The following is a 14,593-nucleotide window of genomic DNA, read 5'->3' as shown; positions in this document are numbered from 1 at the left end:
CTCACCCTTTCACCCGTTTTTGGACCGCCCGCGCATGCCCGGCGAGCCGCTCTTGTGCAGCAATCGCCATCACATCCGGCGCCGCTTGCTGTAAAGCTTTTTCACCATAATACAAATAGGTGATTTTTTTATAAAAATCATCAACAGACAAACCGGAAGAAAACCGCGCCGTTCCCGATGTCGGCAGGACGTGGTTCGGGCCGCCGTAATAATCGCCGATGGCTTCCGGCGTGTTTTCGCCGAGAAAAACGGAGCCGGCATTTTTCACTTTCGACAGCTGCAAGAGCGGGTTTTCCACCTGGATTTCCAAGTGTTCCGGGGCAAGCCGGTTTGAAAGCGCAAAAGCTTCGTCTATCGATGCAACAAGCACGGCTGCGCTTTGCATCTTGATGGACACTTCCGCGATGCCGCGACGCGGAAGGACAACAAGCTGTTTTTCAAGTTCCGCTTTTGTTTCATTTATCAGTTTCTGCGACGTCGTGAGGAGAAACGTTCTTGCGCGTTCGTCGTGTTCGGCCTGGGCGATCAGATCGGCCGCTATATATGCCGGGTTGGCATTTTCATCGGCAATGATGGCGACTTCCGACGGGCCTGCGATCATATCGATGCCGGCCGTGCCGTATACAAGCGATTTGGCGGCGGCGACATATGCGTTCCCGGGGCCGGCAATTTTATCGACTGCAGGAATCGTTTCCGTGCCGTATGCAAGCGCCCCGATCGCCTGGATGCCGCCAAGTTTGTAAATGGTGCCGACACCGGCAATATCGGCCGCTACGGACAAAACAGGGGCAATTTTCGTGCCGTTTCTGGCCGGTGTCGCCATGACCACTTCTTCTACGCCGGCAAGGACAGCGGGGATCGCGTTCATAAGGACGGATGACGGATAGCAGGCGGTCCCGCCCGGCACATAAATCCCGGCTTTTTCCACCGGCCGGAACAGCTGGCCTGAAATGATATTTTCATTCATTTCCATGATCCGGGAGTTTTGCAGCTGTTTCGCGTGGAAACGGCGGATATTTTCCGCTGCTTTTTGCAAGGCGGAAATCACATCCTGCGGAACTTCGCGCCATGCCTGTATGCGTTCTTCCGGAGAAACTTCCCACGGTTCCGGCACTTCCCCGTCAAATTGGGCGGCATATTTTTTCACGGCGGCATCCCCGTTTAAGCGGATGTCTTCCAGCACTTCCTTCGCGGTGCGGAGCACGTCTTCATCGTGCGCGCCGCTCTTGTTTTTCGATTGCAGAAACGTTTCGGCAAATGCTTTTTTTGTGTATTCCCGTATCATTTTGCGACCCCTTCTCCCTGTAGTTTTTCAATAAACGGCCGGATTGCCTGCTTTTTTATTTTTAACGCCGACCGGTTGGCGATCAGCCGCGCTGTGACCGGCCGGATCTCCTCTATGACGGCAAGCCCGTTTTCTCTCAATGTGTTACCCGTTTCCACGATGTCGACAATTGCATCAGCAAGGCCGACGATCGGCGCGAGTTCAACGGAGCCTTCGAGTTTCACGATGTCTACCGATTCCCCTTTTTCGCGGAAAAATTGCTCTGTTACATTCGGGTATTTGGTGGCGATCCGGCATTTCCGGTGATGGCGGACAGCCTCCGGTTTACCTGCAAGGGCAAACCGGCATTTTCCGAAGGGAAGCGGCATTAAGTCGAAAACATCGGGATGCGTTTCCGCCAAAATGTCCTCGCCGACAATGCCAAGATCGCAAATGCCGTACTCTACATATGTTGCAACATCAAAGCCTTTTACGAAAATGCAGGTGAATGCATCCGTTTCAACGAGGAGCTTTCTCCCTTTTTCAACGAGCGGTTCAACATGAAAGCCGCGCGACTTTAAATATTGCAAAAATTGTTTTTCCACTCTCCCTTTTGTAAGGGCAATGCTGATCGTCAAATTTCTTCCGCCTCCCAATGGCCGCCCACGTTTTTAAACTTGAGGACCTTACTGAATTCGCCTTCTGCAGGCGGCCCGAAACGGATATCCACGATTTTCCCGCCGTATGCAGCCCGCAGCTTTTCTGCTTCCGCAAGCGTTTCTTCCCCGGCAATGATACAGATTTTTTCCGGCTTTTCTTCCTGAACCAGTTCCTCTGCCAGAATATCGGCGTCAAAAGCAATGCCGACAGCTGTTGTTTGGCGGTGGAACTGTTCGTACAGCATGTCGTACCGCCCGCCGGAAAAGCAGGAAGCGCCGGTTTGTTTTAAAAATCCCCGGAACAAAATGCCGGTATAATAGGGCAGATTTTTCACCCGGCCAAGGTCAATCATGATGTCTTCCATTCCGACAGCCATGCAAATTTTGCCAAGCTTTTCGATATGGGCAAGCATATTGAAAAGTGCCGGGTCCGTTTTCCATCTTTCCTGGAATGTCCGGATCATTTCGAACGGGCCGTACGCATCCACAAGCCCCGCCAATTCCGCGGCCATCGCTGCATTGCCGCATAAACTTGCAATCTCGTATACTTCATCTTTCCGTTTATCGTGCATGGCCCCTCTTAACCGGTCAACCTGGCCTTCTTCCAGGTTGAGGCGTGCGACCAGTTCCTCAAAAATGCCGGCATGGCCGAGCTCCACCATCACCCCGGTAACACCAAGCCTGTTAAAAAAGGCATGGGCAAAAAACAGGCATTCGCCTTCGCCTAAAAGTTCCGGCAGTCCCACCATTTCGATCCCGACCTGTCGGCTCTCAAGGCCGGGGGTATCCATCCTGAACACCGAACCCTGGTAAGCCCATTTACACGCCCGGAACGGTTTTTGCGAAAGCGCCCTTGCGATGGATGTTGTCCAGTCCGGGCGCAAAACTTCAATCTGGCCGCGGCCGTCAAACCATTTCAGCATATTTTGAAGCTTCATGCCGACCTTTTCATTTGTAAACGTATCCGCGTACTCAACAAGCGGTGTCGAGATTTCCATATAATTCCGCTCCTTTGCCGTGTGACGGAACATTTCAAACACGGTTGCGCGGTTTTTGACAATCGTGCCCATTTCATCCTGGCTGCCTTCCGGTAAAAACATCGGTTTCACATCCTGTACTTTCTCTTTATTATGTTATCACTCTAATACGCTAAAGGATTGGATTGCATTTAAGATACCATATTTCAGAAAAGCGGTCAAGGTGAAAATTTCTGGCGAGCCGGCTTGTCTTGGCCGATTTGGAAATAGAGCGGATAATGGGCGGCGCATCCGGGGTTAAAAGGCGCGCCGCAATGCGGGCAAGCGCTTGCCCCCATATATTCCCGGATGGCCATTTCATGCTTGCAGACGCCGCAAAGAACCGCTTTTGTATCCCATTCCCGTTTTTCCCACCGCTCGGCCGGGTGGGCTTCTTCTTCCTCATGGCATTTATAACACGGATAATACTTTCCGCAACATTTAAAGCGGATGGCTACGACATCCAACGGGGAAGCATAATGGATGCAGCGCGTCTCTTCATCTACAACCGGGCCGTACACTTTCATTGGAACCGCTCCTTTTGAAATCTTTTCTTTGTTTTTAACATACAGGAATTTGGCTTTCACATCAATGAAACGGGCGCAAAAAAAAGCGGGCAGTCCCGCAGCCGGAAAAGGGCTATTTAGGGCTTGCTGAATAAGCAAAATTCCTAGATTTGGCAAGAATACTGACAGCTTTGGCAAAAATTTAGATGCAAGGGTTTTATAAAGAATACAGGGAAAAGCTTGCACTTGAAACGCATCCTATGTTAAGGAAGGCCACCAATTTTCCACGCTTTCTTAACGTAGACGGGCTCTATATGAAGGAAAAACCTCGTTTTTTCGCGCTTTCTTAACGTAGACGGGCTCTATGTGAAGGAAAGTCTTCGTTTTTCCGTACTTCCTTAACGTAGACGCGCTCTATGTGAAGAAAGGCCGTCATTTTTCCGCGCTTTCTTAACGTAGACGCGCTCTATGTGAAGGAAGAGCCTCGTTTTTTCGTGCTTCCTTAACGTAGATGCGCCCTATGTTAAGGAAGGCCACCAATTTTCCACGCTTCCTTAACATAGGGCTTGCTAAAATAACCAAAATTCCTAGATTTGGCAAGGATGCTGACAGCTTTGGCAAAAATTTAGATGCAAGGGTGTTATAAAAATCCAGAGAAAAGCTTTCACTTGAAAGCTGATTCAATGTATAGAGAAGACAGAATCGTATTTTTAAAGATGGATTCTTCTAGAACTTACTGACAAATTGGGTACAAACTCAGAATCGGATTCGTTCAGCAAGGGCTATTTAAATAATGATTTTTTCTTATTCCCTTTTAAAATATCGCCTGTCCATCCTTTCCGGTACAAATAGATATAAAGCAGGATGGTATTTACGACAATCAGGCCGAGCGCTGCAATATAGCCGTAGCGCCAGGAGAGTTCCGGCATGTTTTTAAAGTTCATGCCCCATAAGGCGCTCCAGGCGGAAATCGGGGTAAACAGCGTCGTTAAAACGGTCAGAGTTTTCATAATCGAATTTCCCCTGTGGCCTGAAACCACTTCTTCCACTTTGAGCAGCGTATCGATTTCCTGTTGGTAATCCTGCAAAAGCGCAAGGCATCTTTCGATTTTCATGACCCTTTGCCGGACTTGCGGGTATTCCAAAATATCAGTGCCAAATCCTTCCTGCATGCCGTATAATATCTCTTTCACCGGGATCATCAAATTCCGGCAGACGAGCAGTTCGTGGCGGCGTTCGTATATTTTATCAAGCGTGTCAATATTGTTCCTTTTCTGGATCTCCCAGATCAGTTCGTTTAATTTAATTTCAAATTCGTCTATTTTATCTAGGTAATTGTTTACGATCGCGCCGATGATAATAAAAAATGCCTCAATGGCATTGCAGGAATAGGCCATCTGCCCGATCACTTTTTCGATTTCCGTATTTTTCAGCTTGGAAAAATCAAGATCTACCGTCAACAGTGTCTGTTCGGTAATGTAAAAGTGAAACATATCATGTTCCTCACGGTTGATCGTGTGCTGGTCAAAAATAAGCGAACCTTCGACAAACGGCCGGTCATTTTGGTCCGTATCAATCGTTAAAGTGTTTGTATCATCATTTTTTATATTTTCAATCCATGTTTTGCATTCCTCGTTTTCATCAATAATCCGTGCAATTTCTTTCTCGCCTACACTTTCCAGCTGATACCATTTCCAGTTGTTTTCCTTGTTTTTATACAGATGTAACAAACGTCTTCCCCCTTTCTCTTCCCTTCCTTATTCCCACTTGATTCCCACTTGCCTGCTAGACCAAACGTTTCTCTACTTTGCCGGCTTCTTTCCGGCCGCCCCGCCTTGCTCTGTATTCGGGCCTGTAGAAGACAGAGCAGAAAGAAACATCCGGGACTTGTACATAAACCGGCCTGCTTTATCAAACAGTATGTAAGGTAAAGGAGGGAACCGGGATGGGTAACCAGAAGCAACCATCTAAAGCGACAAAAAACGGCAGCCTGGCGTGGTGGCAGCTTTCGCTTGTCGGTGTCGGCTGTACGATCGGAACCGGATATTTTCTCGGATCAGGTATCGGGATCAAAACGACCGGCCCTTCCATCGTATTGTCATTCCTGATTGCAGCCGCCGGTACATACATTGTTTTCCGCGCGCTTGCGAAAATGACGGCACGCGACCCGCACGAAGGCTCGTTTTGCTATTATGCAAAAAAAGCTTACGGCAACTGGGCAGGTTTCAGCTGCGGCTGGAATTACTGGTGTTCGAATGTGCTCATTATGGGGAGCCAGCTGACTGCATTGTCTATTTTAACAAAATTCTGGTTTCATACGGTGCCGTTATGGATACTGGCCGCCATTTACGCAGCCCTTTCCATTGCCGTTGTCCTGCTTGGCACAAAAGGTTTTGATAAGGTGGAAAACATTCTCGCTGTCATCAAAACGGCCGCCATCATCATGTTTATTTTGCTTGCCTTTTGTGCCCTTTTTGGTTGGATTGACGGCGGGCGGGGAACGGGCGGGTGCCTCCCTGATGGTCTCCACGGCTATTTTCCCCATGGCGCGTTAGGCTTTTGGGCTTCGCTCATTTATGCGTTTTATGCGTTTGGCGGCATTGAAGTGATCGGGCTGATGGCGATGCAATTGAAAAACAAAGAAGATGCGCCGAAAGCCGGATCGATCATGCTAGTCGTTCTAACGATGATTTACGTGGTCTCGCTCGGGCTTGCCGTCACAATGGAACACTATACGGCTTTTAATGATAAAGAAAGTCCGTTTGTCAAGGCAATGGCGGACTATCATCTCACCTTTTTCCCCCACGTCTTTAACGGCGCCATTATCATTGCCGGATTTTCGACGATGACGGCCGCGCTGTTCGGGGTTACCAATTTGCTCGTAACCTTGTCGAATGACGGGGATGCGCCAAAATGGTTCGGCAAAAAAATAAAAAAATGGAAAAACCTTCCGCTTCCTTCGCTCGGGCTTGCGGCTTGCGGCCTGGTTCTTTCCATTATTACAGCCCTTTTGCTGCCGGGGAAAATTTATGAATACATTACAACAGCAGCCGGGATTTTGCTGCTGATGAACTGGCTATTTATTATTTTTTCGGCTTTCCGTGTTTTAAAACTAAACGGCGGCGGAAAAATCACGGCCATAGCCGGTATCCTTTTCCTGCTGCTTGCGATCAGCGGGACACTGGCGGAAAAAGAAATCCGCCCCGGGTTTTATGCCAGTTTCATCGTCATGGTGATCATCATTGCCATTGCCGTTTTCGTGAGCCGGAAGAAAAAACAAGCTTCGCACAAACCGGCCCCTGAATAATCAACGGCCGGTTTGTTGCTTTGCAAAAATAAACCGGAGTTTCCCGTCCTCCCATTTCAATTTTGCATCAAAGGTTTTGCCATTTTTTCGGAATCCCTTGATCATGTTTGTTTCTTCACCGGCCAGCAGTTTCCTTACATTGGCCAGGCTGATTTTCTTGCCAAGGATCGATTTTGACAGCGTAAAGGTGCAGCCTGATTTCCGATAGGCACTGCAACCGTAAAAATCGCCCTTGTCCACAATGTCGCCGCCGCATGCCGGGCATTTGCCGGCTTTTTTCCCGATTGTATATTTTGATTCCGGCCTTTTAATGTCATCCGTTTTCAAGCCGGAAAAATCCCATTCGGCCGCTGCCTGAACAGCATCTTGCACAATTTTTCTGGACAGCTTTTTCGTCTGTTCCATAAAAGCGGCTGCTTCTGCCGCCCCCTTCCCGATTTCGCGGAGCCGTTTTTCCCATTTTGCAGTCATTTCCGGAGAAGCCAGAATTTTGCCGCCAATGGCACGGATGAGCACTTTCGCTTTATCAGTGGCATAGACCTGATTCTTTTTCACCTCAATATACTTCCGGTCTTTTAAAATGGTGATGACGCCGGCCCTTGTTGCTTCCGTACCGAGCCCTTCCACTTCCGCCATGACTTTTTCTAGTTCCCTATCCTCAATATATTTTCCGGCCGTTTTCATCAGCGTGATGAGCTGGCCTTCCGTGTACCGTTTCGGCGGCTGCGTTTTGCCTTCTTTGACGTTTGTATCGATGACAACCCCTTTTTCCCCCTGCTTTACATCCGGCAAAATGCCATCTTTTTCCTTTTCTTTCGAAAAAATGACTTTGCGCCAGCCTTCCGCTTCCATTTGCGTGCCCTTGGAAAGAAATGTTGCACGGCTGTCCACGACCGTTTTCACCGTCGTATAATGAAAAACGGCATTGCCGTAATGGACAGCAATGAGGCGGCGGACGATCATATCATAAATTTTTTTCTCACCGTCCGGAAGACTGCCTGGTGCCACAACCTGTTCGGTCGGAATTATCGCGTAGTGGTCGGAAACCTTTTTCTCATTTACATAACGCTTATTTTGAAGGATGGAACGCTTTGGAAGCGGGAAATACGGAGCATATTCCGGGCAGGCGGATAGTTTTTCCAAAATACCGGGAAAAGTTTCGGCTTCCCCTTTTGTCACATACTGGGAATCAGAACGGGGATAGGAAACGATCCCTTTTTGGTAGAGGGATTGGACAAGATCAAGCGTTTTTTTCGGCGGAAATTGAAAAGCCCGGTTCGCGGCTGCCTGCAAAGATGATAAGTTAAACAACAGCGGGGGCTGGAATTCCTTTTTTTCTTTTTTCAATGCTGCAACTTCTGCCGGTTTTTGCCGGCAAAATGCGGCAATCCGCGCTGCCATGGCCGGGTCATTCAAACGCGATTCGCCATCTTTCACCCATTTGCCTTCGTATTGTTTGTCATCAAATTGAAACATTGCGGTGACTTCCCAAAACGGTTCGGGTTTGAAATGTTCAATTTCCAGCTCCCTTTTTACAATTAAAGCGAGCGTAGGCGTCTGGACGCGGCCGACGGAAAAGACATCACGCATGCCTTTTTGCCTTAAAAGCAGGCTGTAGACACGGGAGGCATTCATGCCGACCAGCCAGTCTGCACAGGCGCGGGCATGTGCTTCGTCATATAATGGGCGGGTGTCTTCATCATGTAATAAATGGCGGAACCCTTCCCGGATCGACTGAGGGGTTAAAGACGAGATCCACAAGCGCCGTAGCGGTTTTTTGGCGCCACACAAATGAAGGATGTTGCGGATGATCAGTTCTCCTTCGCGGCCGGCATCGCCTGCATGGATAATATTGGTCACGCGTGCGTCTTTCACCAGTTTTTTGACGATTTGAAATTGCTTGTATTTCGGCTTTGTCACTTCATATTTGAATTTTTTCGGGAGAATCGGCAGCGTTTCCAGTTTCCACTGCTTCCAGGCGGGATTGTAATGTTCCGGCGGGACGAGCTGGGTTAAATGGCCGATCGCCCACGTGCAGAAAGCGCCTTCCGGGAAGATCTCATTCGGCCGGATTTCAATATACCCCTCCCGTTTCACATGCGGAAAAACCGAGCAAAGGGTGCGCCCCTGGTCAGGCTTTTCGGCGATGATCAATGGAAAAGACAAACGGATCACTCCTTTCTTTTTCTAGCTCTACTTTACAATGTTTTTCACACGCTGCCAAGAAAAAATAAACGCCCGGCCGGGTAAATCCTTTTCCTCTGGATTTACGCGGCCGGGCGGTGTTTCAAAATGCGGTACTTTCCCCATCGTTCACGTCACTTCCTGAATGTTTTCTGTTTTGCCGTACCGGGTGCAAGTAACGGATCCCCATCTAATCCAGTACGGTGATTTGGATCGTACGGCGCCCCCAGTTGGCGGCTTTTCCTGAATCCGGGACGAGGACATCGATACGGTTTCCTTTGATGGCTCCGCCCGTATCGCCTGCAACAGCGGTCCCGTAACCTTCGACATATACTTTTGAACCGAGCGGAATTACATTCGGATCGACGGCAATCACTTTTGCATTCGGATTATTTTTAACATTGATGCCTGTCGCTGTAACGCCGGAGCAGCCCGGATCATTGGCTGTATAAGCGGTCGCGGTGACGGTCATCGTTTTTCCCTGCGGTTTTGGAGCCGCCTCTTTGGAAGATTCCACGTGCACGGTCGGCTTTTTCACGTCCACTTTTGCATTTTCCGTGTTTGTTTGCGGCTTTACGGAAACTTCCGCTGCACGTTCTTTTACTGTCACTTTGCTGTTCGGATTGGAACGAATCACGATTTGATCATGCGGGAAAATGACATCCGATGACAGATCGTTCCATTCTTTTATTTGTTCAACCGGCACGCCGTATTTTTTCGAGATATCCGACAGCGTGTCACCGGCTTTAACGACATAAACGTTTTTCGGGGAAATGGTTAACTTTTGTGAAGGATAAATCATTTCGGTAGAAAGTTGGTTATTTTGTTTTAATGTTTTAACGGATGTATTGTATTTTTGAGAGATCCCCCAAAGTGTATCCCCCGGTTTTACGGTATAAGTATCCGGCGCTGCGGCTTGTGCATTGACAGCCATTACGCTTGTGATTGTCACCGCAGCTGCAAGTGCTGATACTGCTTTTTTCATAAATTGTAACCTCCTCTTTTTGCCGGCTTTTGTGCCAACACCGTAAATCCTAACACACGGATTTAACAGGCGGATAACGGCAAAATGTTGATTTGGTTACACAAAAACGCTTCTTTGTAATCCCGTGAAAAATTTGTAACATAGGCATAAAGTCACGAATTCGCGCATAGAAGCAGAAAAACACCGTCGAATTGCGGCGGTGTTTGCAGCACTTTAGTCCTGTTGATCGATTTTTTTCAGCGGTTCTTTCGCCGGCCCTTCTACCACTTCGCCTGTACAAGCAAACCGCGAACCGTGGCACGGGCAGTCCCATGTGCGGTCTCCCGAGTTCCATTTCACTTCACAGCCCATATGGGTACATGTCGTATCGACCAGATAGAGGTTCCCGTCCTAGTCTTTGTAGGCGCCTGCCCGCTTTCCGTTAATACGGACAACGGCCCTTTCGTCATTTTTTAACGCATCTAAAGATTGATCCCGCATGTCAAGTTTTCCTTTGACGAGCTGCCCGGCAACGTCGGTATTCGCAGGTGTGTACAGATGCAAATGTATTTGCACGTCATGGTATGCCCTTTTTCCGTTTTGATTTTTAATGGGCTGCCAAAATCGATATCTTTCGCAGTGGTTTGTTCAAAAATCGGGACATTTTTGTCCATTAAATATTCAATCAGTGCTTTTAAGTACGAAAGCGGATGGAACTGTGCCTGCCCGGCCATTTTCACCGCTTTTTTCCCGGGAATCCCGTCCGGCAGCGAACCGATCCATTCTCCCGGGATGCCGAGGGTTTCATACGCCTGCATTTCTTTTTCCAGTTTTTCAATATATGCATCGGAATTGGTATAGAGAAAGGCATCCTGCCGCGAAAAATCACAGCGGATCCCGTGCTTCAGGTCGTTTGTTCAATGAACGATGCAGCTGTTTCGTTTGCTTTGTAATAAAGGGATGCTTTTTCTTTTCCTATATGCTGGATCAATTCATCATAAATGAGCCCGTGCTGTGCGGTGATTTTTGCCGTCGTATGCCCGCTTGTGCCATTTGCAATGGATCCGGCATCAAACAGGATCGTTTTATACCCTTCGTTTGCCAGCAAATAGGTAGTTACAATCCCGGCCATTCCGGCACCCACAACGGCCACATCGGCTTCCATATCCTGCGTTAACGATGGAAATTGCGGCATCGTGACCGTTTTGCGCCACAACGGTTCAGGAGATTGCGGCATTGAAGTTCCGTTCATGATTTGACCTCCCCGAAAGACTGTTATGTATAGTCTTCCCCGGGGAGGCCGGTCTAAACATTGCGATTTAGCTGTTGAGCAATTTATCCGTAATCTGGCGCATGATATCGCCTCTTGAGATGACGCCGACAACACGCCCTGCCTGATTGACGACCGGAAGCTTTTTAAAATGGTGTTTTGCCAGAATCCTGAGCGCATTTTCAAAATCGTCTTCAGGCCTTACCGTATACAGTTCCCGCCGTTTCATAATCTTTTCCACCGGGAAGTCCAGGCTGTGCACCAATTTTTCATTAAAGTCTTCCTGCTCATTTACCACGATCGTAATATAAAAATCGTAAACGGTCCGTGCCTTTGGCTGCAAAAAGCGGATGACATCCCCGTCACTGACCATGCCGAGCAGCTTTCCTTCCGCATCCACGACCGGTACGCCGCCGATCCGGTGGTGGGCAAGCACCTTTAACAGTTCCCGGATCGTCGTCTCTTTTTTTACCGTAATGACATCGCGGATCATAAAATCTTTGACTTCCAATTTTCTCGCTCCTTTTTATCCATCCATTTACAAATTATTGTAAACCTTTGCGGGGAAGGAAGCAATGAAGAAACCGCCTATTGTGCGCCATCCACGTACTTCCCGTGATCCGGGAGCGCGATTTCATCAAATCCGGAGACAAGGGCCTCAAGCCCTTCCCGCAAGCCGGCGCCGGACATCGGGATCCCGTGGCCGCAAAGAGCAGTTTCCGGCTTTAAGGCAGCCAATTTTTCAACTGAGCGTTTTGCCGCCTTCCAGTCGTTTGTAAAATAGCGCGGCGGCCCGTTTACTTCCTGCTTTTGCACCAGCACTTTCCAAAATTCATCCTGTCTGACGGTGATAAATGCGTCCCCCGCGATCAACACGTTGTCTGCTTCCCTGAAGAACGATACATGCCCGTTCGAATGGCCGGGCGTATGGATCCATTTCCAGCCCGGCAGAAACGGGACCGTCCCGTCTTCGGGAAGGGGTTGGACAGCCTTGCCAAGATCAACTGGTTCATTCGGATATATCATGGAAATCTTCGCCAGCAGGCCGCCTTCAACAGTCGGATCGGGATCCGGATACGTTTCACGCCCGGTTAAATAGGGCAGCTCCAATGGATGTGCAAAAACCGGCACGTCCCATTTTTCCAATAATGGCGCAATCGCACCCACGTGGTCAAAATGGCCATGCGTTAGTAAAACCGCTTTTGGTTTTGCCTTTTCCCCGAAGCGTTCCCGCACGGCTGAAAATATCGCGCCGGCGGAACCCGGCATGCCGGCATCCACGAGGACAAATGTACCGGTTCCGGCCCTGCCGATCAGACACACATTTACAATTTGGATGGTAAAGCAATAGATATCCGGCAGCAATTCCCTGCCTGTTCCGCTTTCAATCGAAGTCATCGGGATGATCCGGCGGCCAAACGGGTGATGAATGTCTTTATCCATAAAATCCCCTTTCTTTCATTATTCCTTCTTTTTATCCTTTCCCGTTTCTTACGGCCATTACCCGTTCTGCCGGCCATGATCAACTGAAAAAGCGGTGAAACCGAACTCCGGCTTTACAAGGCGCCTGTTTCCATAAAGCCTCCTGCCTGAAGTGAAAACGGCAAGGCGCAGTTGCCTTGCCGTTTTCAAGTTGCTTTTACGCCGCATGCCTGTGCTGATTGCGGTATTTTGTCAGCAGCTGCGGGGCGGCATTAAAGAGGATCGCCGCAACAGCTGCGCATAAAATGCCATTGCCAATCATCGTGACGCCGTTCGTGATGAAAGAATAGAGAAACGCCGACTGCCCTTTAGGCGCATAGGAACCCCAGAAAAACACGCCGGCCACGAAATGCCAGAAATAGCGGGCGAAACTGCCGGCAAGAACAGAAAGGCATATCCAAAAAGTCATCGTGCCCCTTTTGGCATGGCGGCAGCTTCTTTCGATAAGCGGCCGAAAAAGCCCGGCAAACCCGATGAATGAAAAAGCGACCGGATATTCCATGATGCCCTGAATCGGGTTGAGAATATCATTTGCATCACCGGTGACGATCTGCAGCAAGCTCCAAATAAATCCCGAAGCAACACTTGCTTTAAATCCCCAGCGAAAAGCGACTACAAAAACCGGCAGCATGGCAAACGACAGAGAAATCGCGGACGTCACCTTAATGGACGGCAATAAGTCCAACACGAGCGCGAACGCCGCAAAAATAGCCGCTTCAATCATAGCCTGTAAACTTAATTTGCCCATAAAAAAATCCCCCTTTTGGTATGCATGAACATAACGAACCATGGGAGGACAAAAGAAATTCCACATCCCTACGCCGGCATTAACCGGACAGGTTCAAAGGGTCAGAACATGGCGTTCACTCTCAGCTTAACGCTCCCCCTGTGGTTACGTTCATGAAATTGTCACCTTTATGATAAACTTTTTGCCACAACATTTCAACAAAAAATTTAATTTTTTGGCAATAACAGCTCTGGAAAATTGTTTTTCGGCGAATTGACGCGTTCAGATACGGCATACATTTCCATTAGGTCTGCATCATACTGCGAAAGGAGTGGCAACAGCCGGCCCGCCTCAGTGACCGATGTGTCCAGCCATTTTTCTTCATCTTCCCTGCGTAAAATCACCGGCATCCGGTCGTGAATTTTTGCCATCATCCTGTTCGCCTTTGTCGTTAAAATCGTGCAAGTAAAGACCGGATTCCCTTCCTGGTCCATCCATTTTTCCCAAAGCCCGGCCATCGCAAAAATGCCCCTGTTCTTAAGACTGATCCGCATCGGCGCCCGGGTGCCGTCTTTTCGGTTCCACTCAAAAAAAGAATCGGCCGGAATGAGGCAGCGCCGCCTTTTCACTGCCTCCCGGAAACCCGGTTTCTGAAATACGGTTTCGCTTCTGGCATTGATCATCTTATGCCCGATTTTCGGATCTTTTGCCCAGGAAGGAATCAAGCCCCATTTTAAAAAACCGAGTCTGTACTGCCCATGGGCGCTGATCACGGCAGCCACCATTTGCGAAGGCGCGACATTATAACTTTTGGCATATTCACTGCTTGAAAAAGAAGCTTTGGCATGGAACCTTTTTTCCAATTCATTTACAGATGCCGTTAACGTGTACCTCCCGCACATCCAAATCCCGCCTTTCTTTCTATCCTGAAAATATTGCCCGCTGATTTTCATCCTCTGCCATACCGCGTATGAAGCGGCAAAGATGCCCATTTTTCCCCATTTTACACAAAAAACAGGCAGATAAAAAGGATTTGGCCCAGTTGCACCAAATCCTTTCTCTGTTCCGGAACGCACCGCTTGTTAACCCTGCCCCCGAGCTGGGATGTTTGCAGCAGTTCCCGGTTTTTCTTCTCTTTTTCACATTCCGCTCTTTAGGCCTTGTTTCTTTCAAGAAAATGCCGTTTCCGAAGCAAGGAATCGTTCCGGCAGGGA

Annotated in this window: 12 protein-coding genes, 1 pseudogene and 1 riboswitch; of the genes and pseudogenes, 1 reads left to right on the top strand and 12 read right to left on the bottom strand. The window is 48.8% G+C overall.

Translation table 11 applies throughout. The features are described from left to right. Window position 1 precedes the first annotated feature (1 nt). The 5 genes from hisD to NSQ19_RS06380 all read right to left on the bottom strand — a co-directional run bounded on the left by hisD (window position 2) and on the right by NSQ19_RS06380 (window position 5,175). Window positions 2-1,285: a histidinol dehydrogenase gene (hisD, locus tag NSQ19_RS06400; RefSeq protein WP_340702585.1), complete on the bottom strand. Its 1,284-nt coding sequence runs from the start codon at window positions 1,283-1,285 to the stop codon at window positions 2-4. Then, complete coding sequence (gene hisG, locus NSQ19_RS06395; protein ID WP_013859250.1) at window positions 1,282-1,902, bottom strand: ATP phosphoribosyltransferase; 621 nt, start codon at window positions 1,900-1,902, stop codon at window positions 1,282-1,284. The genes hisD and hisG overlap by 4 nt, the downstream gene beginning before the upstream one ends. Then, window positions 1,899-3,023 (bottom strand): ATP phosphoribosyltransferase regulatory subunit, encoded by a 1,125-nt coding sequence (locus NSQ19_RS06390; RefSeq protein ID WP_017553240.1) that lies wholly within the window; start codon window positions 3,021-3,023, stop codon window positions 1,899-1,901. Before NSQ19_RS06390 ends, hisG begins: the two co-directional genes overlap by 4 nt. A 95-nt stretch (window positions 3,024-3,118) precedes the next feature. Beyond that, window positions 3,119-3,466: a CHY zinc finger protein gene (locus NSQ19_RS06385; protein WP_019721180.1), complete on the bottom strand. Its 348-nt coding sequence runs from the start codon at window positions 3,464-3,466 to the stop codon at window positions 3,119-3,121. Between the two features lie 761 nt (window positions 3,467-4,227). Next, complete coding sequence (locus tag NSQ19_RS06380) at window positions 4,228-5,175, bottom strand: magnesium transporter CorA family protein (RefSeq protein WP_340702584.1); 948 nt, start codon at window positions 5,173-5,175, stop codon at window positions 4,228-4,230. 215 nt (window positions 5,176-5,390) lie between these two features. Between NSQ19_RS06380 and NSQ19_RS06375 the strand changes: the two genes are divergently transcribed. Next, a complete protein-coding gene (locus NSQ19_RS06375) occupies window positions 5,391-6,752 on the top strand; it encodes an amino acid permease (RefSeq protein WP_340702583.1) in 1,362 nt (453 codons plus the stop codon). On the opposite strand, the gene NSQ19_RS06370 is transcribed toward NSQ19_RS06375, so the two are convergent. The 7 genes and pseudogenes from NSQ19_RS06370 to NSQ19_RS06340 form a co-directional block, all read right to left on the bottom strand. Next, window positions 6,753-8,918: a DNA topoisomerase III gene (locus NSQ19_RS06370; protein WP_340702582.1), complete on the bottom strand. Its 2,166-nt coding sequence runs from the start codon at window positions 8,916-8,918 to the stop codon at window positions 6,753-6,755. A gap of 208 nt (window positions 8,919-9,126) precedes the next feature. Continuing rightward, entirely contained in the window at window positions 9,127-9,921 is a 795-nt protein-coding gene (locus tag NSQ19_RS06365; protein ID WP_017553246.1) for a LysM peptidoglycan-binding domain-containing protein, read from the bottom strand. A 213-nt stretch (window positions 9,922-10,134) separates the two neighbouring features. Beyond that, window positions 10,135-11,152: pseudogene (locus NSQ19_RS06360) on the bottom strand (FAD-dependent oxidoreductase). A gap of 67 nt (window positions 11,153-11,219) precedes the next feature. Continuing rightward, window positions 11,220-11,681, bottom strand: a complete 462-nt coding sequence (locus NSQ19_RS06355; RefSeq protein WP_340702581.1) for a CBS domain-containing protein — start codon at window positions 11,679-11,681, stop codon at window positions 11,220-11,222. 77 nt (window positions 11,682-11,758) lie between these two features. Beyond that, window positions 11,759-12,613, bottom strand: a complete 855-nt coding sequence (locus tag NSQ19_RS06350; RefSeq protein ID WP_017553248.1) for an MBL fold metallo-hydrolase — start codon at window positions 12,611-12,613, stop codon at window positions 11,759-11,761. 196 nt (window positions 12,614-12,809) lie between these two features. After that, complete coding sequence (thiT, locus tag NSQ19_RS06345; protein ID WP_340702580.1) at window positions 12,810-13,400, bottom strand: energy-coupled thiamine transporter ThiT; 591 nt, start codon at window positions 13,398-13,400, stop codon at window positions 12,810-12,812. 48 nt (window positions 13,401-13,448) lie between these two features. Then, a riboswitch (TPP riboswitch) is annotated at window positions 13,449-13,549 on the bottom strand. A 57-nt stretch (window positions 13,550-13,606) separates the two neighbouring features. Continuing rightward, on the bottom strand, window positions 13,607-14,281 hold the full coding sequence (locus tag NSQ19_RS06340; protein WP_340702579.1) for an SOS response-associated peptidase: 675 nt from the start codon (window positions 14,279-14,281) through the stop codon (window positions 13,607-13,609). Window positions 14,282-14,593 lie beyond the last annotated feature (312 nt).

It is taken from the genome of Weizmannia sp. FSL W8-1119 (assembly GCF_038008605.1).
Classification (GTDB): Bacteria; Bacillota; Bacilli; order Bacillales; family Bacillaceae_C; genus Weizmannia; species Weizmannia coagulans.
Note: the sequence above shows the minus strand (reverse complement) of the source record. Positions and strands in the feature narration are given on the sequence as shown.

What these genes read in the sequence shown, in the direction of transcription:
- hisD (WP_340702585.1), bottom strand. Translation starts at nt 1,285, where the DNA reads ATGATACGGGAATACACAAAAAAAGCATTTGCCGAAACGTTTCTGCAA.
- NSQ19_RS06390 (WP_017553240.1), bottom strand. Translation starts at nt 3,023, where the DNA reads ATGTTTTTACCGGAAGGCAGCCAGGATGAAATGGGCACGATTGTCAAA.
- NSQ19_RS06385 (WP_019721180.1), bottom strand. Translation starts at nt 3,466, where the DNA reads ATGAAAGTGTACGGCCCGGTTGTAGATGAAGAGACGCGCTGCATCCAT.
- NSQ19_RS06375 (WP_340702583.1), top strand. Translation starts at nt 5,391, where the DNA reads ATGGGTAACCAGAAGCAACCATCTAAAGCGACAAAAAACGGCAGCCTG.
- NSQ19_RS06365 (WP_017553246.1), bottom strand. Translation starts at nt 9,921, where the DNA reads ATGAAAAAAGCAGTATCAGCACTTGCAGCTGCGGTGACAATCACAAGC.
- NSQ19_RS06350 (WP_017553248.1), bottom strand. Translation starts at nt 12,613, where the DNA reads ATGGATAAAGACATTCATCACCCGTTTGGCCGCCGGATCATCCCGATG.
- thiT (WP_340702580.1), bottom strand. Translation starts at nt 13,400, where the DNA reads ATGGGCAAATTAAGTTTACAGGCTATGATTGAAGCGGCTATTTTTGCG.
- NSQ19_RS06340 (WP_340702579.1), bottom strand. Translation starts at nt 14,281, where the DNA reads ATGTGCGGGAGGTACACGTTAACGGCATCTGTAAATGAATTGGAAAAA.